The organism is Bradyrhizobium sp. Kon69 (assembly GCF_055807515.1).
In genome coordinates this window covers 39,881-55,656 of record NZ_JBVVOS010000040.1, presented here as the reverse complement: position 1 = coordinate 55,656, position 15,776 = coordinate 39,881, and the positions used below count along the sequence as shown (strand labels likewise).

The following is a 15,776-nucleotide window of genomic DNA, read 5'->3' as shown; positions in this document are numbered from 1 at the left end:
AACCCCAGGTGATGGACGATGTGTTCGAGCCGTGCCGTCCGACGCCGTCGAAGCGGAACGACGTCTTCTCCGAACCGCTCCGCGAAGATCCGCCGGCGGCAATGCGGCACCTCGCATGTGAAGCGCCGCGTGAGTAATCGGAGGCGCACCTTTCTGCCCGCTGATGGCAAATCGGCCACGTGCCGGATGTAGCGGCTATGGACTCGGCGCGATAGTGTCGCGCACAAAGGGCACTGGGCCTCCGCAGTCTCTGACCGAACAGCCAGAATAACCGAATCCTCTGAATCACTTACGCCATCAAAGACCAAACCACTCGGTACTAGCGATGAAATTCGAAAGCCTGTCCGCATGGCGCCGATTCTCCGTTGAAGAACCACGGTCGCCGGCGAACTTCATCAGAAATGAGTCAGAGCCCCATTAGGATGCCGATCAGCCCCCGGACCCCAAGCCGCTACAACCTCTCGGCAAGGGGCGATTCGTCCTATTTGTACGCCACAGCTACCCAGCAGCCATAGCCGCGCTTAGGATTTCTTTCTTGCTGGAGATGGCTGGGATCTTATCGCCTCAGACCGATCATGGTTCGGGGCAGAGGCATGCGCGGCAAGGACGAAAAGGCTCGGATCGAGGCATTTGGGTCTCCAGATGACAGCAAAATGCCGCTTGCCACGAAGCGCCGTCGCAAGAACCGTGGCATCCCGCCGCCCGCGACGTTCGATATCGATACACTGCCGGGCAGCTCTAATTTGACGGCATTGGAGGCAGCCGCGGTCATCCGGCGCACCCCCGGCGCCCTAGAGCAGTGGCGGCGCGATCCGAACCACCCGCTGAAATGGCGCTACGTCGATGGCCGGCCCCTTTATCGTGTCGATGCGGTGCGGGACTATCTGGCCAAGTGCGAGAAGACGACTAGGACGCCTCGGCCGCATAATGCTCACGGAGACGGCCGAGCAGCTCGGCCTTGATCGGGTCAAGCGGATTCGTCCGCTGCAGGCGCACGATCTTCCCGATGCGTTTCGCGCCAACCAGCTCTGCAATGTAGTCGTGAGCCGCCTCGAACGCCATCTTGCGGATGATCCACTGTTCGTCGTGATTGTAGACTTGATCGATTCCGCTTGGCTTCTGCCCAACACACAACCGCTGGATTTCGTTGTCGTAGCCACAGCGCGACATGATGGTGCGCAAACTGCGCCTTAGGTCATGCATAGTGAACTTGGCAACGCCCGCTTCCTTGACCAGGCGGTTGACCATCTTGGTGAAGCCCGACATCTGCCCACCGGTCTTCGGTGACGGGAAGACATAGTCGGACGTTGCCCGCTGGAAATGTTTCGCGGCCGTGAGCACCTCGTCAACCAAGTGAGTGCGCGGCACATCGTGGTGCAACCCCATTTTGGTCCACGCCGCATCGAAGGTGATCCGGTCGTCCATGATGTGCTTACGCCACTCGATCATGGTAGGCTCGCTGCGGCGCGGGCCGCCGAGCAGGCACATGCGTGCCAGGAAACCGAAAGCCCCGAGCTTGCCGGATGCATCCCAGACCTTGATGATTTCTTCATCGGTCAGTGCGCGGCCCTTTGCTCGGCGCCCGACTCTCTGCGCACGGGTTTCTTTCGGCGCGCGATAGCCGGCGAGCACGTTGTGCTCGACGTAACCTTCGCCGACGCACCATTCGAGAAAAGTATGCACGTGCTTGCGCAAGTCCTTGGCTGCACCGCGCTTGCCAGTCTTTGCAATCTTCTCGACCGCAGCCATGATCTGCCGTCGCGTCAGGTCCCCCACGCCGCTCTCGGCGTGATCCTTGAGCCCGCGCCGCAGCGCCGACATTGCTGGCTTCCAGTTGACGACTTGGCGTTCGGTCAAAGACGCCTGGTAGGGACCATCTTCAACAATGAGGCTCGCGAGCGTGGTGCACTGCTTCTCGGCTGCCTGTTGCCGCCTCGCCTCGCGCTTCGCATCGTTAGGGTCTAAGCCCTTGACGACCTCGCCTGCGGCAATGGTGGCGGCCTTGCGCGCTGCCTTCTCATTATATTTGGGCCACGCGCCGAGGGTCTTGCGCTGGGTTCCCCTCACCCCCGGCTTGGTGAAGAGATAGACCCAGGTCCGGCCACCGGTGGCGCGCATGCGCAAGGCGAGGCCGGGCAGCTTGTCGTCGTGGAGATAATGCTGCGCCTTACCCGACGGCAGCGTTGCGTCGCGGATCACTGCATCGGTGAGTGTCAGCTGGTTGGCCGGCTCCGTCATGATTCCTTCCCTCTCTCTGTGCCCCCGCGCGCCCCGCAAGAAGGGCGGTCAGCCCTCGAACAGAACCGGGGCTCAGACCTTCCCCTTGCCGTGTGCCCGCGCAGGGAGAACCCACAGACCCAAACAGAACCGGGTCTCAGACCTCCCCCCGTTTTAGTGCCCCAGGGGAAAATCCCCGGCGGGCACAACGGGGGCATACAAAATGTAGCAAGGTCAGCTATGGGCTCTTATGGGCAAATAGGGCCATAACCCTCGTCAATCAAAGGCATTTTTACATACTAACTATGGCCGGATTTGGTTGGCTCGGGTCTACGGATTGTGGTTCACACGGGAGAGGTCCAAGGTTCGATCCCTTGTGCGCCCACCATCCACCTTCCTGAACCCTGCTGATTGCGGACCCATCGTCGACGCTTGGCGGCATGTCGGGACCCGCCTCAATCAAAAATGTCGAAAACAACCCCATGCACAGTAGCCGACCCCAGTCGGATCAATGGGTTACGCCTTTCCCGAATGTCTTGATTCGTCGGGTACCACCGGCGTGATGGGACCATCCGCGGCGATCGAAAGCTGCCTCGCCCTTGCCTGAAGTCGCGGGCCGACTTATCTTACCTTGGTCTTACCAGGGGAGACCGCATGGCTTCCGACAAGCTGACAACGACCGTCTCGACCAAGGGCCAGGTCGTCCTGCCGAAGGCCATCCGTGATGAGCGCCGCTGGCGTGCGGGCACGCAGCTCACGATCGAGAGCACGCCGGACGGAGTGCTTCTCAAACCGGCCTCGCTGTTCCCGCCCGCCAAGACGGCGGATGTCTTCGGCTCGCTACCCTATCGGGGCAAGCCAAAGAGCGTGGAAGAAATGGAGGCGAGTATCGCCGCAGAGGCGCGACGACGTCATGCTCGCGATTGATACCAATCTCGTTGTTCGCTACCTCACGGGCGATCATCCCCAGCAATCGAAGAAAGCCAAGGCCGTCATCGACGGTGAGGAAGTCTTCGTCAGCACGACGGTGATGCTGGAAACTGAATGGGTTTTGCGCAGCGCCTATGGTTTTGACGCCAAACACGTGTGCAAAGCGCTTCGGGGTTTCGGTGGGCTTGCAAACGTCGTGTTCGAGGATCCCGGGCTCGTCGCGTTTGCTCTGGATCGAATGGACGACGGCATGGATTTTGCCGATTCGCTCCACTTGGGACGAGCTGCTTCCTGCGCTGCCTTCCTGACCTTCGATCAGCGACTCGTCAGATCAGCAAAAGCGATCGGCTTGGCGAAGGTCCGTTTGCCGTAACCGCGCCTGCGCTGCGCGAGACGTCACCGCGCGATGCGCGCCGACCGGATACGCCTTTTCCGAATCAACTTGCGCCGTCGGGCAAAACACGGGCATATGGCATCGTCGCGGGGGCTGAAGTCTGATGGCGGGTCAAGCAACCCGCGCCGGCCGCCAGGCTGCGTACAGACCGACGAGCGTCCCGATAGCGACCAGTGCTGCGGCCAGCAACAGCTGCAATTCCCCGTCGTCGGTCGTGCCTACGGACGACACGAGTCTGCTCACGACGACGAACAGCACCCCCACGGAGGCTGCTGCGCCCACGCCGAGATAGGCGAGCTCGCGCGTCAGGTTGCGGCCGAGAAGGCCGAGTGCCGTGAAATACATCGCGCAGGCGTTGGGATGAACGAACAGGGCAATGCGCGCGTAGGGACCGTAGGCGTCGAGGAGGGTCTCACACCGGTTCAGTGCCGCCTTTGAGGCGACCCGCTGCAACAGCGGTCGGAAAAAGCGAGCCTGTCCGTAACTCAGGATGGCGCCCACGATGATAGCCAGCCATGCCACGATAAAAACGGAGGCGTCCGCGGGCTTCGGATTGAGCGCCACGGACATCAGGATGAGAGCGGTTCCGGGGAAATAGCCAAAATACGGGAAGACCGCCTCCAGCAGCACGCAGACGAATATGAAGACCGGAAACCATGACGAACCGGTCGCATCCTGGACGATGGCGTTCAGGTCGAAAAGGTTTGTCCTGTACAGGACGAGATACATGCACATGGCCAACCCGGCCAGCGCGTAAAACGGCAACGCTCCCGACAGAAACCGCCTCATCCAGCTATCGCGCTTTGTTGCGCGGACACAGCGGAAACCATCGATAAACGCCGCCTACTCAATCGACAAAATCTCGATCTCCTGCGCACCCGATCCCACGACATCCCCGACCGCCTTCCCCATCAACGACTTTGCCACCGGCGCCACGAACGAGATCGAGCCGGCCTTGGGGTCGGCTTCGTCCTCGCCGACGATGCGATAGGTTTGCACGCGGCCATCGGCGCGGCTGAAGGTCACCGTGCTGCCGAAGGCGACGATATCGGTCGAGGCCGGGGCTGGAATGACCTGCGCCGTGCGCAGCCGTTCGGTGAGATAGCGGGCGTCACGCAAGGGCACCGCCGATTGCCGGCGCTTTTCGTTGACGTCCTCGATGGCCTGCGCGGCTTCATAGGCCTCGCGCGCGTCCTGAAGCTGTCTTTGCAGCGCCTGCAAACCCGCTTCCGTTACGAGGTTCGGATGCGGCGAGATCGGCCGATCCGGCAACAGCGTCTCGGCGGCGGTTTCCGCGCTCTCTTCTTTGGTAAAGGCAACGCTCAAGTCGAAAATCCTGTCGAACTGTTCGGGCTCACGGCCACGATCATATCTCAAGTACGACGAAACGGCGCAGCTTGAAGACGATGTCCGGCATGGCCTGGCGGAACCGGGTGGCATCGCGGAACGTGGTCGAGAACGGCGCGAAGGTGATCATCGCGTTCCAGTGCCTGTAACCGTAGACCGTCACGGAGGCGCCGGTCGCCGGAAAATTCTCGAGCTTGCGCAGCTCACCCAGGACGAGATCGGCGATCGCTTCAGCAGGCAGCAACTGCTTGCCATCAGGCGTCGTGGCGATCTTCGCCGGCGGCTCGATCGGCTTCGCAGGGGCCAGCGTCGCATCGGGCGCGTTCTCGGAGTTGTTTTCGAACTTGTTCTCTGGATTGTTCTCGAGCTTGGCCGGCGGCGTATCGGGGGCGGGCTCGACCAGCTCAAATCCATTCGTCGGTGCTGTCGGCGGCGGAACCTCGATGAGTGGCGGCGGCGCGACACTTTCTGCGGCGCGCTTGTTACCTCCCAGGATGCTGCTGATCATGGCCACAAGGCCAGCATCCCTCACGTCGTCACTCATAACTCCCCCCAGGCTTCGGCCTACTCTAGCACCGCTCGCGCGGTCCGCCACCGGGGATGTATGGCCGGATTTCGCCCGGCCAAGGTCCTATTTCAAGACCGTCACGCGATGGCACCGGCGGCGCGATGCCCGATCACGCCGCGCCGCCGTGCGATCTGTCACTGCTTATCGAACGGAACGTATTGCTGGTACTGCTTGGGCACCGAGCTGCGGTAGCGCGCGGGCACCGTGCCGCTGTCGACCGAATGATCGATCTCCTGCTGCCGCGTCATCTTCTTCTTCGCCGGCTTCTTCGACGCACTCTTCTTGGAGTCGGTCGGCTGGCTGGAAGCGTCGTTGGTTGCGCCCGGCGCCGTCGTCGTCGCTGCCGGCGCGGCGGTTGTCGCCGCAGGCGCCGCGGTTCCGGCGGCGGCCGGTGCGCCCTGCGCCAGCGCGAGCGGTGTCTGCATGAGAAGCGCCAGCGCTGCTGTCGCAGCCAGCAAGTATGATTTCTGCATTAGAACCTCCAAAATTCCTGATCCGAATAAGGCAAGCGTAGTTCTCCGGGATCGACGCGTGCAAGTCCGCTCACGATAGGCCGGAACCCCGTCGTGAACTGTGGCCGAGATCACATTGCCGACGGCAGGCTGCGTCATGATGTGCCTTGTCGCGAACGCAAGGCATTCCGCCGACACCAACACTGGCATGACTGTGCAACAGACGAGCCAGGCTCGCTGACATTCCCGTCCACTCGCTCTCGAAGGAGACTGACATGCGTCGCACCATCCTCACTCTCGCATCGCTCGCGGCTCTGATGGCCGTAGCATCCCCTGCCGCCCAGGCGCATCCTGCGAACGATCGATACTGCATCCAGGGCCGCTCGTGGGGTTATCCCGGCAACTGCCAGTTCGCCAGCTATCAGCAGTGCCTCGCTACCGCGTCCGGCACGTCGGCCTATTGTGGCATCAACCCGCGCTACGCGTTCTCGCAGCAGCGCGACTACTGACGAATTGGCGGCGTGCGCGCATGATGCGCGCGCCGCCACATTTTTTACGTGAAGCCGATCCCTTTCGCCGAAGATCCGGCGAATTGAATCCGTGCGAAGCCGCATCCGTCCGTCGATGACGAGAAAGTTATCCGTCGTCGCCACGGAGAAATTCACGATGCGCAGCCGTGGCTTGCGGGCAAGCCGCACCTTCCGAAAAATTCGATGCCGGGCAATTGTGATCCATCTCGCTCGTGGCAGGCGCGATCGCGCCTAGGCTGCAAACCCCAGCGCGAGAAACTTGAGCCCGATCTGTTTCATTCGACTTTTCAGGAAGGTGTTTCAATGAGCAGCCGCCACGCAATTGTTCCGCGCGGTCTGAACGCAACGCGTTCGCCGCTTTCGCAAGGCCGCTTCGGCCGCATGTTCCGCAAGCTCGCACCGGCCAAATTCGGCCCGAACGATTCCGACAATTTCGCAAACTTGTCGGCGCTGGCCGACAAGATGGTCGCCGGCTTCGATGGGCCGAAGGACGGGCCGGACGCGGAAGAGAGCGGCATTCCCTCGCTCTACACTTACTTCGGCCAGTTCATCGACCACGATATCACCTTCGATCCGGTCAGTTCGCTGACCAAGCAGCAGGATCCCGACGGGCTCGTCGACTTCCGCACGCCGTCGCTCGACATGGACAATCTCTACGGCCGCGGTCCGAACGACCAGCCCTACATGTATGACGGCATCAAGTTCCGGCTCGGCGAGAAGGTCACGGGCGCGGGCGTGCCCGATGCGGTCGATTTGCCGCGCTTCAAGGGCCGCGCGCTGATCGGCGATCCCCGCAACGACGAGAACAGCATCGTCTCGCAATTCCAGGCCTTGATGCTGCGCTTTCACAACCGCATGGTCGACGACAATGACAGCCTGTCGTTCGAAGACGTGCAGCAGCGCGTTCGATTTCACTATCAGTATGTGGTGCTGAACGATTTCCTACCGCGCATCGTCCACGCCAGCGTGCTGGACGAGCTGAAGACCGCAGGTCACTACGACCGCAGCAAGCTCGCTTACTACCATTGGAAGACCTATCCGTTCATGCCGGTCGAGTTCTCGGTCGCGGCCTACCGGCTCGGGCATTCCATGATCCGCCCCGGCTATAGGTTGAACGACGCGGCCAACATGCTGCTGCAGATCTTCCCCGATCCCAACAATCCCGACCACAACGCACTGACCGGCTTCCGCGCGATGGGACCGGGACGCGCCATGGACTGGGGCCGCTTCATCGATCTCGACACGCGCCCCTATGGCGTCGAGGACGACGACACCAATCCCGACAACAAGAGACGGCTGCAGTTCGCCTATCGCATCGATTCCTCGCTGGTGGACCCGCTGCGCAAGCTGCCGCCGGAAGTCGCCTCCAATCCGGCGTCGCTGGCGCTGCGCAATCTCGAGCGCAGCTGGCGGCTCGGACTGCCGTCGGGCCAGGCCGTCGCCAGGGCGATGAACCTGACGCCGCTGAGCGACGACGAGATCATCATCGGCAAGGCCGTCGACGAGCCCGGGACGGGCGATCCGCAGGTCAAGATCGCAAGCATCGCGAACGGCGTGTTCGCCGGCAACTGCCCGCTCTGGGCCTACATCCTGGCCGAGGCGCGGCAAAACATGACGGACATGGCAATCTCCGCCACCGGTGGGCCCGCCACGGTCAAGACACCGCAGCTCGGACCGGTCGGCGGCCGCATCGTGGCCGAGGTCTTCCTCGGCATGATGTTCGGAGACAATTCCTCCGTGCTGTCGCTCGACCCGCAATGGACGCCGGTGACCGGCTCCGGCTTCGCGCTGAAGGACCTCGTCGCCTACGCGCTCGGCCAGGGCGATCCGCTGCATTGAGCGGGCGACGATCGATGGTGCAAGGCCGCTCGTCGTGCGAGCGGCCTTGTGGCCCACTCGCCTCGACGCGGGCGGATGGATCCTGGCAGGCGTGCTTCCCTAACGCAAATCTGTCCGCTTCCTGTTGACTCGCATCTCGAATGGAGAAATCCTTTAGTAACAATTGCCATTGCCAATCTCAGCGGTACGAACTTCGGCGCCCTCGGTTTTGTCGGCGCCATCTGACCAGATTTATTCTGAACAGAAAACGGAGGGGCCGATGCGCGCGCTCGCCTTGAGAACCATTTCTCTTCTCGCCCTCGCTACCCTAGGCTCGATCTCCGGCACGCCTGCCGCACGCGCGGAGGACGGGGCCGATGAGCAATTTGGCAAGGTGCACTTCCAGACGTCCTGCAACGAGGTGGCGCAGCGCCGCTTTGATCGCGGGATGCGTTATCAGCACTCGTTCTGGTACCGGCCCGCAAAGGAAATTTTCGAGGAGACGCTGCAGGCCGATCCGGAATGCGCGATCGCCTATTGGGGCATTGCCCTGAGCCTGCTGTACAATCCGCATTTTCCCGCGCCGAAGGAAAACCTCACCGCAGGCCTCGTCGCGCTGCAGAAGGCCAAGGCACTCGGCGCCAAGAGCGAACGCGAACGCGACTATATCGACGCGCTGCTGGCCTTCTATACGGGCGACGAAAAGACGACGTTTGGCCAGCGTGCGCAGGCCTATCTCAAGGCAACCGAAGCCGTCGCCGCGCGCTATCCCGATGATGACGAGGCGCAGATCGCCTACGCCATCACGCTGAATGTCACGGCGTCACCAAACGACAAGACCTATGCCAACCAGCTCAAGGGCGCTGCTATCCTGGAGCCGATCTTCAAGCGCCAGCCGCGGCATCCCGGCGTGGCGCATTACCTGATCCATCTCTACGACTATCCGGCAATCGCAGAGCAGGGACTCGACGCTGCCAAGCGCTATTCCGAGATCGCGCCGGCGGCACCGCACGCCTTGCATATGCCGTCGCACATCTTCACGCGCGTCGGCTACTGGAACGAATCCATTGACGCCAATGGCCGTTCCGCCAAGGCTGCCAAGGAGGGCAAGGACCCCAGCGAGCAGCTGCATGCCGACGACTATATGGTCTACGCGCTGCTCCAGCTTGCGCAGGACAGCCGAGCCAGCGAGGTCATCGCGGACATGATTGCGACCACTGGCTATGCGCCGGCTGTCCGCGCCGGTCCCTACGCGATCGCGGCTAGCCAAGCGCGCTATATGGTCGAGCGCGGCGATTGGCAGGGTGCTGCGGCGCTGAAGGTTGAGCCGAGCCGGTTTGCCTATGTCGACGCCATCACCTATTTCGCCCGCGCCCTTGGCGCCGCGCGCTCCGGCAATGCAGACGCGGCAACGGCGGACATCGCCAAGCTGGCGGAGTTGCGGGACAAGCTGCAGCAGGACAAGGACGCTTATTGGACCGAAATCGTGGACATTCAGCGGCAGGTCGCCACAGCCTGGCAGCTCAACGCTCAGGGAAAACAGGCGGATGCGCTGGAAGCGATGCGCCTTGCCGCCGATGCCGAAGACAAGACCGAAAAATCCATCGTGACGCCGGGTCCGCTTGCCCCCGCACGCGAGCTTTACGGGACCATGCTGCTCGAACGCGGCATGGCGATGGAGGCATTGGTCGCGTTCGAAAGCACGATGCGCAAGGAGCCGAACCGCTTTGGCGCGACGATCGGCGCCGCTCACGCGGCCGAGAAAGCGGGGGATACTGTGAAGGCCCGCCAGTACTACGCCAAAGTCGTCGAAACAGCGAGAAATGGCGACTCATCTCGGGAAGACCTCGCGGCCGCACGAAAGTTGATGGCTCAGAATTAGCAAAGGTGCCGCGGCAACTTCCATGCGCCTGACAAGCAAATTCGTTGCAATCAGCGCAGCCACTGCGCTGCTCTGCGCAGCTGCAGCGTTCTGGATTTCGCGATCCGGTGAACCGGCACGCGCAACAGCGGCCTCCGGCGAGGTCCGCCCGGTGTGGACGGAAATCGACTGGCCTTTCGGCGCGGATCCCTGGGGGAAAGGAAAGGCATTTCGCTGCAATGCCGAAGATTGCGGCGGCGAGGTCCAGCTCTACGTTCGCCCCAAGCTCGGCTTTTGCAATTGCGCCACCGGCGTTGCCGACGACGGCGACCTCGAGCAGATGGGCGACCTGGCGCTGATTGGGAAGGCAACGCCGATGGCTGACGGCCGAGCGATCGTCGTCGGTCCAATGCGCGGCCGCAGCCGGGCATATCGCGTTGAGGGAAACCCCAAGGCCGCGCTCTCACTCGCCTTCAATCAGCGCTGCGACATGGTGGCCGCAACGGCCTTGCTCGCACCGGGCGCGACCGCGTCACTGGAGCCGGCGGTGCTGTCATTCCTTAATAGCGACCGCATGCTGAAATGGGCCGAGATCGCGCTTGGGTTATGACTCAACGCAATAGCTGAATTAAAGGCGACAATCTCGGCACGCGCCTTACCGCGCAGCCCCGAGGCCGATCTCCGCGAGCCGCGTCGCGAACCAGCGCGACAGTGGCTGATCGAGGACGCCGCTGACATAGACTTCCGAGATCGTCACATGGTCCTTGTCCAGCACCAGCAGCACGCCGATCCAAAAGGCGAACCAGACATGCGCATCGGTCAGCGCCATCAGCTTGTGCTGGTCGTGGTCGAGCGCGGTGTGATTGCTCGCCTTGCGGATCTCCACGGTGAGCAAATTGTTCGGGATCTCGCGCTGATGCACCACGACGTCGGGGTAGATCGACTTGCCCAGATGATCGTCGGTCGAGATGATGGTGCCGTGCGGCAGATGCAGCGTGCGTTCGCCGAGCCGGTCGTAGTTGCAATCGACCGACCAGCCGGGGAACTGCTTCTCCAGATGTACGGCGAAGCGGTGCGTGATGGCACGCTCGCCGATGTCCTTCTCGAACAGGAATGCTTCGTGGGCGTAGAAGTCCCGGAGCGCCGCGATCACCTTGTTCAGCTCGGTCTGCATCTTGCCCCCCGGCCCATTTCAACCTTATGCGTCCCGACCGGTCTCTCGCTCCCTCGCCCCGTTCTTACGGGGAGAGGGTGGGGTGAGGGGCCGTCTCCGCGAGTTTGGTTGGAATGATAGGTCGAACGCGCGCGGCGTGCGAGTCGGATGGTCTTTTGCGTAGGTTAACAGCTTGCCTTGCCCCTCACCCGGATTGCACCGGACGATGCTTCGCATCGCCGGGAGCGACATAGCCGAAGCTTTGCTTCGGCGTTCTTGAGAACGGCCGCCGGAGGCGGCCTACGCCTCTCCCCGCAGAGGAGCGGGGAGAGGTTGAACCCTACATCTGGACTTCGATCAGCCGCGGTCCGGGCTCGGCGACGGCCTCGGCCAGCGCCTTGTTGAACTCGTCCGCGTTGGTGACGGCGCGGCCGGGCACGCCCATGCCCTTGGCCAGCGCCACGAAATCCAGCGTCGGCCGGTCGAGACGAAGCATGTCATTGGCGCGCTGGCCGGGCTCGCCGGCGCCGACATTGTCGAACTCGCCGCGCAGGATCTGGTAGATGCGGTTGGCGAACACGATGGTGACGATGTTGAGGTTCTCTCTCGCCTGCGTCCACAGCGACTGGATCGTGTACATCGCGCTGCCGTCGCCGACCATGCAGATCACCTTGCGGTCCGGGCAGGCGATCGCGGCGCCGATCGAGAGCGGCGTCGAGAAGCCGATCGAGCCGCCCATGTTCTGGAGCCAGTCATGCGGCGCGGCCGCCGCCGTCGGCGGGAAGAAGGCGCGGCCGGTGGTGAGGGATTCGTCGACCAGGATTGCGTTCTCGGGAATGGCATAGGCGATCGACTGCGCGATCGAGGCGTGGGTCAGTGCGCCGGTCGGCTTGAGCAGCTCGGCCGCGGCCTGCGGCTTGACGTCCTTCGCGCTGGCCTTCACGGCGCCGGCAAGCGCTTCCAGCGCCGCGACCGAATTCTCACCCCAGGAGGTCATGCGATGCACGTCGCAGCCCTCGGGCTTGAGGATGCTCGGCTTGTTCGGATAGGCGAAGAACGCCACGGGATCGTCGGACTCGACCAGCACGATATGGCGGAACCTCGCCAGCATTCGCAGCGCGTTGTCGATCACGTAATGGATGCGGTCGATCGAGAAGCGGCCGCGGCCGCGCGCCATCCTGGGACGGAAGGTCGGGCCCATCACGGTGCAGCCGGTCTTGGCGGCGATACGCTCGGCAAGCGCCAGGCCCTGCTCGCTCAGCGCACTGCCGGTCATCAGCAGCAGCGTGCCCTCGCCGTCGCCATGCAGGATCTTTGCGGCCTGCTCGACCGCCTGCGGCGAATAGCTCGCGCGCTGCTGCTCCGCCGGAACCTCGGCGATGCCGTCCGCTTCGTTCCAGGCGGTGTCGGCGGGCAGGATCAGGGTCGCGATCTGCGGCGGCGCGCTCTTGGCGGCGGCGATCGCCGCGGCACCGTCGGCGGCGACCGATTTGGAGTCCGGCGAGGTCCGGACCCAGGACGACATCGGCCGGGCCAGGCCCTCGATGTCGGAGGTCAGCGGCGCGTTGTAGCCGATGTGATAGACGGCGTGCTGGCCGACGATGTTGACGATGCCGGAATTCGCCTTCTTGGCGTTGTGCAGATTGGCAAGGCCGTTGGCGAGGCCGGGACCGAGATGCAGCAGCGTCGAGGCCGGCGTGCCCTTCATGCGGAAATAGCCGTCGGCGGCGCCGGTCACCACGCCTTCGAACAGGCCGAGCACGCAACGCATGCCGGGCACGCGGTCGAGCGCTGCGACAAAATGCATCTCGGAGGTGCCGGGGTTGGAGAAGCAGACGTCGACCCCGCCCTTGACCATCGTCCGCACCAGACTTTCCGCACCGTTCATCCGTCAGCTCCCGCAACCGGCAATGTTCCAACAATCCGTCCGATCAATCATTGTTCGCTCGTCTCGTCAAAGCAATAGCCGGCATCGCCGCCCTGCGATGCGCCGCGATGCGCCGGTTTGGCTAACGCTTTTCGCCAAATTGGCGCGGTTGCCGATTTGGTAACTTCCTTCATTAAGGATGCCTCCCTCACGGGGCCGTGGCTTGCGGAAAGCCTGCAAATATGGCCTGTGACTTCAGTTGAATCGATTTTTGCTGGGGGAAACTATGATCCGGTATTTTGCCGCGCCGATTGCCGCCATCGCACTGCTGTCGGCTACCGCCGGCGGCGCCTGCGCCGAGGAGTTCGACTCGCGCGACATCATGGGCGGCGGCCCGAATTTCTTCCGCGGCGGCTCGAGCCCGGTTCCCCGCACCACCGTCATGTATAACGGCAATTACGCCCCGGGCACGATCGTGGTGAACACCTCCGAGCGCCGGCTCTATCTGGTGCTCCAGAACGGCCAGGCGCTGCGCTACGGTATCGGCGTCGGCCGCGACGGCTTTCGCTGGGGCGGCGTGCACCGGATCACCGCCAAGAAGGAATGGCCGGACTGGACGCCGCCGTCGCAGATGCTGGCGCGCCGGCCGGACCTGCCGCGTCACATGAAGGGCGGCGTCGAAAATCCGCTCGGTGCGCGCGCGATGTATCTGGGCTCGACGCTCTACCGCATCCACGGCTCCAACGAGCCGGAGACGATCGGCCAGGCGGTGTCCTCGGGCTGCTTCCGCATGACCAACGACGACGTCACCGACCTCTACGGCCGCGTCGGGGTCGGCACCACCGTGGTCGTGCTGAACAATTAGCAGGAACCCACGGGCGCGTGGATATGCGGTCTTGTGCGTCGGTTCCGAATACGGCAGCGTCGCCTGGCAATGAGCGCATTGGCCCCGTCTTCGTCCGGCTTTCGCATCGCCCTGCTGGCGCTCGCCACCGTCGCGTTTGCCCCTGACACCGCTACCATCGCCGTCGCGGGCGAATTGCCCGCGATCGTCTCGCGCCAGCGCGCCGAGAAGAAGAGCTTTACCGACGGCGAGATCGTCGATGGCTTTCTCAAGACGGCGTTCGGCGCCGAATATCATCTTGCCGGCCGCGTCGACCGCATCCGCAAGTTCGACGGACCGGTGCGCGTGTTCGCCGAGAGCGACCGCGCCGACCGCAAGGCGCAGCTCGCAAAGGTCGTGGCCGACATCGGCAAGCGCGTGCAGCATCTCGACATCGCCATGATCGACTCCAGCGAAGCGGCGAATGTGCGGGTGAAGCTCGTGCGCGACCGCGATCTGTTCCGCACCATCTCGAGCTTCTACGGTGCGGAGAAGGCCCGCGAGATCCGCACCTCGCTCGATCCGCAATGCCTGTCCGGCTTCCGGAAGAACGACAATTTCGAGATCGAGCATTCCGACGTCATCCTCACTGTCGACAACGGCGATTTCACCTTCCTCGACTGCGCCTATGAGGAGCTGCTGCAATCGCTCGGCCCGATCAACGACACCGCGAGCGTGCCCTGGACCATGTTCAACGACAATGTCTCGATGGGCTATTTCGACGTCTACGACCAGTACATCCTCAACCTGCTCTACGATCCCCGCATCAAGGCCGGCATGACCGTGGCTGAGGTCAAGGCGGCGCTGCCCGGCGTGCTCACCGATGTGCGCATTTGGGTGAGGCGCGTGAACGATCTGAAGGAATGAGGCGCTTCCTTCTCCTCTTGGGGGAGAAGGAAAAAGGCACCGGCGCTCCTGGCTACTTATCGCAGCCTGCTCACGCCTTTTTCGCCTTCGTCATCAAGAATTGCTGGCGCATCACGTTGTTGCTTCCGTCGTAATATTCGGAAATCAGCGCCTCGAACTCGCTGCGAAAACTCCGCAGCCTGTCCGGCTCGTCCTTGTACTGGGCAATGAGCTTGATCAAAGGCCCGATCGTCGTTTCCATGGTGCGGCGGAAATGCTGCGGGCTGAGTGCGGACGGCGTCATGATGTCCATGTCGAAGGCGATGTCCTTCACTTTCCCCGCGAGACGTTCGGCGACGATGTTGGGATCGCCCCACGACACCGGTGATGCCACGCCCTCGGGCGGCGGCAGATGGCGGCCGATCAGCGCGAACATCCGTCCGACATAGAGATGCGGCGGCCAGGTGGAGAAGGCGATGGTGCCGCCGGGCTTCAGCACGCGCAGCATCTCGCCGATGGCGACCTCGGGGCGCGGCGCGAACATGTGGCCGAACTGGCTGAGCACCACGTCGAACTCGTTGTCGCCATAGGGCAGGCTTTCGGCGTCGCCTTCGGCGAAGTCGACATCGAGGTTCGCCAGCTGCGCGTGCTCGCGGGCGCGCTCGATCAGGACCGGCGACAGGTCGAGACCCCTGACCTTCGCACCGCGGCGCGCTGCCGTGATCGCGGCGACGCCGGTGCCGCATCCGACGTCGAGCAGCCTTTGACCGGTCGCGACTCCGGCGAAGCTGACGAGCTTGGCGGCCGAGGGTGTCGTGAACACTTCCATCGGCGTGAACAGCGACCAAGCTTCCTTCTGGACGGCCTTGAAACCAGCAAACGGGTCTTGATCGGGCATTGAACTCTCCCT

At 63.2% G+C, this 15,776-nt stretch carries 18 protein-coding genes; 8 read left to right on the top strand and 10 right to left on the bottom strand.

What is annotated here, in order from left to right; translation table 11 throughout:
- Together AC0L3U_RS35225 and AC0L3U_RS35220 are read right to left on the bottom strand one after the other, a co-directional pair.
- Window positions 1–350 (bottom strand): transposase family protein (locus AC0L3U_RS35225; RefSeq protein ID WP_473358155.1); only part of this gene is annotated, 350 nt, incomplete at its 3' end.
- Between the two features lie 556 nt (window positions 351–906).
- Entirely contained in the window at window positions 907–2,238 is a 1,332-nt protein-coding gene (locus AC0L3U_RS35220) for a tyrosine-type recombinase/integrase (RefSeq protein WP_259216370.1), read from the bottom strand.
- 633 nt (window positions 2,239–2,871) lie between these two features.
- Here AC0L3U_RS35220 and AC0L3U_RS35215 point away from each other — a divergent pair.
- Window positions 2,872–3,144, top strand: a complete 273-nt coding sequence (locus AC0L3U_RS35215) for an AbrB/MazE/SpoVT family DNA-binding domain-containing protein (protein ID WP_027520193.1) — start codon at window positions 2,872–2,874, stop codon at window positions 3,142–3,144.
- A complete protein-coding gene (locus AC0L3U_RS35210; protein WP_473364758.1) occupies window positions 3,131–3,520 on the top strand; it encodes a type II toxin-antitoxin system VapC family toxin in 390 nt (129 codons plus the stop codon). The genes AC0L3U_RS35215 and AC0L3U_RS35210 overlap by 14 nt, the downstream gene beginning before the upstream one ends.
- Window positions 3,521–3,652: 132 nt before the next feature.
- Here AC0L3U_RS35210 and AC0L3U_RS35205 read toward each other — a convergent pair whose 3' ends face one another.
- The 4 genes from AC0L3U_RS35205 to AC0L3U_RS35190 all read right to left on the bottom strand — a co-directional run bounded on the left by AC0L3U_RS35205 (window position 3,653) and on the right by AC0L3U_RS35190 (window position 5,929).
- A complete protein-coding gene (locus AC0L3U_RS35205) occupies window positions 3,653–4,330 on the bottom strand; it encodes a hypothetical protein (RefSeq protein ID WP_473364757.1) in 678 nt (225 codons plus the stop codon).
- A gap of 54 nt (window positions 4,331–4,384) precedes the next feature.
- Window positions 4,385–4,867 carry a transcription elongation factor GreA gene (gene greA / locus AC0L3U_RS35200; RefSeq protein WP_473364756.1) on the bottom strand — a complete coding sequence of 161 codons (483 nt, stop codon included), beginning with the start codon at window positions 4,865–4,867 and terminating at the stop codon, window positions 4,385–4,387.
- 40 nt (window positions 4,868–4,907) lie between these two features.
- Window positions 4,908–5,432, bottom strand: coding sequence for a hypothetical protein (locus AC0L3U_RS35195; protein ID WP_473364755.1), 525 nt, complete (start codon window positions 5,430–5,432; stop codon window positions 4,908–4,910).
- A gap of 158 nt (window positions 5,433–5,590) precedes the next feature.
- Complete coding sequence (locus tag AC0L3U_RS35190) at window positions 5,591–5,929, bottom strand: hypothetical protein (protein ID WP_247282441.1); 339 nt, start codon at window positions 5,927–5,929, stop codon at window positions 5,591–5,593.
- Window positions 5,930–6,183: 254 nt separating this feature from the next.
- On the opposite strand from AC0L3U_RS35190, the gene AC0L3U_RS35185 reads away from it, so the two are divergent.
- From AC0L3U_RS35185 to AC0L3U_RS35170, 4 genes are all read left to right on the top strand, one after another.
- Window positions 6,184–6,417: a DUF3551 domain-containing protein gene (locus tag AC0L3U_RS35185; protein ID WP_473364754.1), complete on the top strand. Its 234-nt coding sequence runs from the start codon at window positions 6,184–6,186 to the stop codon at window positions 6,415–6,417.
- Window positions 6,418–6,741: 324 nt separating this feature from the next.
- Complete coding sequence (locus AC0L3U_RS35180) at window positions 6,742–8,277, top strand: peroxidase family protein (protein ID WP_473364753.1); 1,536 nt, start codon at window positions 6,742–6,744, stop codon at window positions 8,275–8,277.
- A 259-nt stretch (window positions 8,278–8,536) separates the two neighbouring features.
- The gene (locus tag AC0L3U_RS35175; RefSeq protein WP_473364752.1) at window positions 8,537–10,138 is read left to right on the top strand and encodes a hypothetical protein; all 1,602 of its coding nucleotides are present in this window, start codon (window positions 8,537–8,539) and stop codon (window positions 10,136–10,138) included.
- A gap of 22 nt (window positions 10,139–10,160) precedes the next feature.
- Window positions 10,161–10,727 carry a hypothetical protein gene (locus tag AC0L3U_RS35170; protein WP_473364751.1) on the top strand — a complete coding sequence of 189 codons (567 nt, stop codon included), beginning with the start codon at window positions 10,161–10,163 and terminating at the stop codon, window positions 10,725–10,727.
- 45 nt (window positions 10,728–10,772) lie between these two features.
- On the opposite strand, the gene AC0L3U_RS35165 is transcribed toward AC0L3U_RS35170, so the two are convergent.
- The 3 genes from AC0L3U_RS35165 to AC0L3U_RS35155 all read right to left on the bottom strand — a co-directional run bounded on the left by AC0L3U_RS35165 (window position 10,773) and on the right by AC0L3U_RS35155 (window position 13,331).
- Window positions 10,773–11,291, bottom strand: coding sequence for a hypothetical protein (locus AC0L3U_RS35165; protein WP_473364750.1), 519 nt, complete (start codon window positions 11,289–11,291; stop codon window positions 10,773–10,775).
- A 319-nt stretch (window positions 11,292–11,610) separates the two neighbouring features.
- Window positions 11,611–13,158, bottom strand: a complete 1,548-nt coding sequence (locus AC0L3U_RS35160) for an acetolactate synthase large subunit (RefSeq protein WP_473364749.1) — start codon at window positions 13,156–13,158, stop codon at window positions 11,611–11,613.
- Window positions 13,159–13,205: 47 nt separating this feature from the next.
- Window positions 13,206–13,331, bottom strand: coding sequence for a hypothetical protein (locus AC0L3U_RS35155; RefSeq protein WP_473288151.1), 126 nt, complete (start codon window positions 13,329–13,331; stop codon window positions 13,206–13,208).
- A gap of 92 nt (window positions 13,332–13,423) precedes the next feature.
- On the opposite strand from AC0L3U_RS35155, the gene AC0L3U_RS35150 reads away from it, so the two are divergent.
- Together AC0L3U_RS35150 and AC0L3U_RS35145 are read left to right on the top strand one after the other, a co-directional pair.
- Window positions 13,424–14,002, top strand: coding sequence for a L,D-transpeptidase (locus AC0L3U_RS35150; protein ID WP_473364748.1), 579 nt, complete (start codon window positions 13,424–13,426; stop codon window positions 14,000–14,002).
- 69 nt (window positions 14,003–14,071) lie between these two features.
- Entirely contained in the window at window positions 14,072–14,887 is an 816-nt protein-coding gene (locus tag AC0L3U_RS35145; protein ID WP_473364747.1) for a DUF2927 domain-containing protein, read from the top strand.
- 70 nt (window positions 14,888–14,957) lie between these two features.
- Here the strand turns inward: AC0L3U_RS35145 and AC0L3U_RS35140 are convergent, their stop codons facing one another.
- Window positions 14,958–15,764 carry a class I SAM-dependent methyltransferase gene (locus AC0L3U_RS35140; RefSeq protein ID WP_473364746.1) on the bottom strand — a complete coding sequence of 269 codons (807 nt, stop codon included), beginning with the start codon at window positions 15,762–15,764 and terminating at the stop codon, window positions 14,958–14,960.
- Window positions 15,765–15,776: the final 12 nt, after the last annotated feature.